The sequence below is a fragment of the Microcystis sp. LEGE 08355 genome, from assembly GCF_015207185.1.
Classification (GTDB): Bacteria; Cyanobacteriota; Cyanobacteriia; order Cyanobacteriales; family Microcystaceae; genus Microcystis; species Microcystis panniformis.
Genome location: NZ_JADEXI010000364.1, coordinates 1 through 4,801, shown reverse-complemented (window position 1 = coordinate 4,801; position 4,801 = coordinate 1). Strand labels below are relative to the sequence as shown.

Below are 4,801 nucleotides of genomic sequence, written 5' to 3'. Positions count from 1 at the left end.
GGGGAAGTGGGGGAGTGGGGAGAGGAGGAGAAAAAAGCTGAAAACTCACATCTGATTACTGATTACTGATCACTGATCACTGAAAAGGCTGATAGCTAACTGCTAGTATAATATCAGTTACAACGGCCTCTGTAGCTTGATGGACATTTGTGACGAGCGGAGGGTGCTAGGCTATTAATAACGAAAAAACCTTGTCCTGTTGATTTCTATGCCTCTTTTGATTCTAATTGCCGATGATGACCCCGGTATCCGCCTAGCGGTTAAAGATTATTTAGAATTAGCAGGTTATAGTGTGGTAGCGGCGAGTAATGGTTTGGAAGCTTTGAATTTATTGGATACCTATCATCCCCATCTTTTGGTATCGGATATCAAAATGCCGCGTTTAGACGGTTATTCTTTGGTGACTAAGGTGCGGCAACAGCCAGAATTTAGGTTATTGCCGGTAATTTTTTTAACCGAAAGAGGGTCAACAGAGGAAAGAATCCGCGGTTATCAAGTGGGTTGTGATATCTATCTTCCTAAACCTTTTGAGATGGAGGAATTAAAAGCAGTTATTCGCAATCTTTTAGAGCGAGCGCAAATGGTGCAAAGTGAACGTCAATATCAGAAATTAAAACTGGAAGAAAGCCCCAAAACTAGGGATGTTTTAACTTCTTCTTTGCAGGACGATTTTAAGTTAACTAATCGCGAGCGGGAAGTGTTAGAACATTTAGCCCGGGGACTTTCTAATATTGAAATTGGGCAAAGACTGCATCTTAGTTCTCGCACGATCGAGAAATATGTTAGCAGTTTACTCAGAAAAACAACTACTAACAATCGCGCAGAACTGGTTCGTTTTTCCCTTGAACATAGATTAATCGATTAGCTGAAATAAAAAACTTAAATTTTGTTTTTTACTTCCTCCAAAAGACTGCCACAGGAGTCTAAAAGTAGCTCGATTACCCGGTCAAAACCTTCCCGACCACCGTAGTAGGGATCGGGAACTTCTTTTTCTGGGTGATAACGAGCATAGTCACCCATTAACTTGACCTTTTCTTGATATTTTCCTGTCCGATCTAGGGATAAAATATCTTGATAATTGGCTTTATCCATGGCTAGGATTAGATCAAAATTCTCGAAATCCTCGCGGGTAAATTGTCTAGCTGTCCCTTGCAAAGGAATACCGCGTTTTTTGGCCGCCGTATTCATGCGAGAATCAGGAGGAGAACCGATATGATAACCGGCAGTACCCGCAGAATCACAGAGGATTTTATTGCCTAATCCTTCTTGTTCAATCAGATAAGTCATGATATTCTCGGCAGCGGGAGAACGACAGATATTTCCTAAACAGACGAAGAGTAGTTTATAAGGCATAAATTGACTGGTAGAATCATCACTAAACTGCCAATTATAGGGCATTTCTAACATCCCGATAAAGATTTATCCTCAAAAAACTCCTCGCTGTCCATTAACCTAATTTTGGCTAATCCCAAGCTTTCTAAATAATCTTGCCACCCTTGGGGAGTATCTTCGATCGCTAATAATCCTAATACCCTAGCTACGTCTGCTACCCAGGGTAGGGTATGAATTCTATAACCCTGCCAGTTTACCTCTAAGGATAACCAAGCGGGAATCTCTTGGGGGTTAAATTGTTGGGAGGCAAGATAATCAGCTTGAAAGCAGTAAATCCGAGGTGGTTTTTGACTCTCTAACAAGGTTAAACACTCCTTCTAATCTGGACATTAATCTCTTTCCTCATATTTTAGAGGAACCTCAGCATAATTTCTGTTAAATATGAACTTCTCTTGTCAAGAAATGGTTAAGTTTGCTCAAGACAATTTACCCTTAATTCTCCCCTAAGCGAGGACGAATAATTAAATAAATTGCCGGACCGATTAGAGGCAAAAGGGAAACTACCGGCAACAGGAAAGGATTTTTTAATCCCCGTCGGGTTAGATCATCTTGCAGCAAAATTGGACATAATAGGGTTAAAAGACAGAAATCTAAACTCATAACATGAATAAAACGGCTAGTTTGCCACTGATACCAAAAATCAGACCAATTGCCGTTAATTAATCCGTAAGCGATTAAAATTGCCGCAGTAATTAGGGCAATTACTCCTAACCAAGGTGAGTCTAAAAGTTTAATGAGCAGATTTTTTTTACCAGTAAAATTGCTGTTGGGTTGACGGAGGGTTAGATAGGGTAAAATAGCGAAAGCACCCACGGCAAAGGAGGCAAAAGCAAAGGGCCAAGCGATGATTTTTTGGTCACGACCATCGATAATTAAAAGGCTAGTGTAGATAAGTGGCCAAACTCCCATCAGGTTGAAAAGAGCGATAATTAACGGGTTAATATCTTGCCATTTGCCAGTGGAAAGATTGATAATTAAATTTATTGTATCTGGTTGGTCGGGGGGTGCTAGTAAAAAAGCGTATAATCCGAAGCATAACCAAAGTAAACCGAGAATAATTTTTGTTAACATGGGAGTAGATAATTAGGTTAATTGAGTAATGGGATTTCAGCAGATATTTTAGTAAAAAAGTGATCAAAGTGTCAAGCAGTATTATACTAAATCCGGTTATTAAAGACTGATTATTTATTCCCCCTTTCCCCCCCCCCGATGTCGGGGGGGCAGGGGGGGGTTGCCTTTTGCCTCTTCTTATAAGTAGCCTATACTTAACGGATTTAGTATTACCTAATCAATGATCACTAATTTTTAGGGAAGACGACGAGGATTTATGGTTTCTCCTGGGGTAATTTCTGCACTTTTAGAGTGGAGTAAGCGAGTTTGTTCGAGGATAGTTTCTAAGTCTTCATCCGAGAATTCTTGTACATAGTTTAATTTGAATTCTTCTAGGAAGATAATTAATAACATCTCGATTCTTTCTAGACTGTGACGGGATTGTAATTCCCCGGCGAGAGATTGCCCGAAACGCTGGACTAATTGCTGTAATAAACGCTCAAAAACTTCGTCTTCTTGGGTAATCTTGTCAGCTATATTAACAAAGGATTGATACAATTGACTAGATAAGCGATTGCTCAAGTCAGTTTTTAACCCTTTCATGCCGGGTAATCGCAATAAGCTTTGATAAGCGGGAGTTTGACTGAGAATTTTCTCGATATTGTATTTAATTAAAGCTTCTGCTTCTGGTTTAACTTGCGGTAAAACCTTGTCAACGGTACTATTAACTACTAACCGAAAAATTTCGATAACTTCATTAGTATCATTGAGATTATTATATCCACCATTAAGGGATTTATCGAGAAATTTCTCCACTTGTCCCCGTCGAATATATTCCTGTATTTGATGAATAATTCTCAGGAAAATTATCTCAGTAATATCTTTAGAAATTAGCGCAACTAAGCCTTTAACGGCCTGTTCTTTAATCACCCTTAAGTTAATAATTTTAACTTGATCTAGGCGAATAACGGTAGGAATAAATCGCAGCCATCTCCAGATAGGAATAAACAGAAAAATATCGTACCATCGCCATAACATAGCCTCGCGCCAACGCAGACCTTTATGAGTGCGAGCAATCCACCAAGTTCTTAGCATAAATTCCCAGAAAAAGATGGTACCAAATAAAAAATCGATCGCCTCAAAGTTATCTATCGGTCTCCCATCTTCTCCTAGGGGACGAAAATAATTAGTTTCTATTAAAGGTTGAATTTCTTGATTGAAAAATTTCAACTCTTTTTCCCAGCCATTTTCACTGAGATAATCCCAAGTCCAAAACTTCTGAAAGGCCACTTTTGCGGAGACATTTTCCGTCTTAAAAACCCGCAAGCGCATTCTATTTTTAATCTTCTCTAAAGTCCCAGTTTTCTCGGCCGAGGCAAAGGGATTATTATCGATCATATCGACACTTTTTTGGCGCAAATTGGCTAAAATTTTCTCAATCTCTTGGCGATATTCTTGCAGATTAAACTCTGGGTTAAATACCTTTTGATTGATGAGTTCATTGAGTTTATCAACCGTAGCTAAATATTCACTGGTACTGCGATAGGGTTTAATTCCTTTCACCACATCATAATTAGCGATTCCTTTAACAAAGGGAATTTCTAGGGGTTTATCGGGAGGTATTTGTAATTCTTGAAAGGAAATCGGCCCGAGTTTTATTGGTTCATTAAATCTTAATAAAGTTATTTGCAAGCGTCCCTGTAACCAAAAATCTCGCAGGGGAATGTAGGTTAAATCGAAAATAACCAGAATATAATTACATAATACCAATAGGGCCATGCAAGTCTCAAAGAGATTGCGTAGGGAAAAACGACGGTTTCTGCTCACGGGGGTTTTAGTCAAAGTCATTAGCCTAGAAAGCACACTTTGACTATGGTAAACCGAAAACGCCTAATTTTTTGAACCCAAAGCGATAGAAGTGGTTAAAAAAGAGCGGTTAAACTTAGTTCTGCCTCAGCAATTAATAGATGTAGTCTTCTATTCTGTGATAGCATCCTAGCAGATTCAGTTAAGTAGTTAAGTAGCTGGTTATAATTAAATTAAAAATAGATTTTAGGTTCGATCCCCCCTGCCCCCCTTGATAAGCTATCCTTTAGTCACATCTTTCTTAACATTTCAAACCTTTGTAGCATAAAGCTTTCAAGACTCGGTTAACAATTTGTAATATTCCTTGTTGACACCCTTACTGACAAAGAAAAAACTGAAATCAAGTCAGGATAAGGGTTGTAGTGCTTACTGAAAAAATTGTTAAGAAAGATCCCTATAAGGGATAGCTTGATAAGGGGGGTGCCGATAGGCGGGGGGATCTACCCTTGATAAGGGGGGTGCCGATAGGCGGGGGGATCTACCCTTGATAAGG

At 39.1% G+C, this 4,801-nt stretch carries 5 protein-coding genes; 1 reads left to right on the top strand and 4 read right to left on the bottom strand.

Annotation, left to right across the window (positions count from 1 at the left end):
* The first annotated feature begins 208 nt into the window (after positions 1–208).
* A complete protein-coding gene (locus IQ242_RS17025; protein WP_193960786.1) occupies positions 209–865 on the top strand; it encodes a response regulator transcription factor in 657 nt (218 codons plus the stop codon).
* 14 nt (positions 866–879) lie between these two features.
* Here the strand turns inward: IQ242_RS17025 and IQ242_RS17020 are convergent, their stop codons facing one another.
* The 4 genes from IQ242_RS17020 to IQ242_RS17005 all read right to left on the bottom strand — a co-directional run bounded on the left by IQ242_RS17020 (position 880) and on the right by IQ242_RS17005 (position 4,290).
* On the bottom strand, positions 880–1,398 hold the full coding sequence (locus IQ242_RS17020; protein ID WP_193960787.1) for a low molecular weight protein-tyrosine-phosphatase: 519 nt from the start codon (positions 1,396–1,398) through the stop codon (positions 880–882).
* Between the two features lie 2 nt (positions 1,399–1,400).
* Complete coding sequence (locus IQ242_RS17015; RefSeq protein ID WP_002733401.1) at positions 1,401–1,694, bottom strand: hypothetical protein; 294 nt, start codon at positions 1,692–1,694, stop codon at positions 1,401–1,403.
* A 130-nt stretch (positions 1,695–1,824) separates the two neighbouring features.
* Positions 1,825–2,463, bottom strand: coding sequence for a DUF2834 domain-containing protein (locus IQ242_RS17010; RefSeq protein WP_193960785.1), 639 nt, complete (start codon positions 2,461–2,463; stop codon positions 1,825–1,827).
* Between the two features lie 234 nt (positions 2,464–2,697).
* A complete protein-coding gene (locus IQ242_RS17005) occupies positions 2,698–4,290 on the bottom strand; it encodes a hypothetical protein (protein ID WP_193960784.1) in 1,593 nt (530 codons plus the stop codon).
* Between the last annotated feature and the right edge of the window lie 511 nt (positions 4,291–4,801).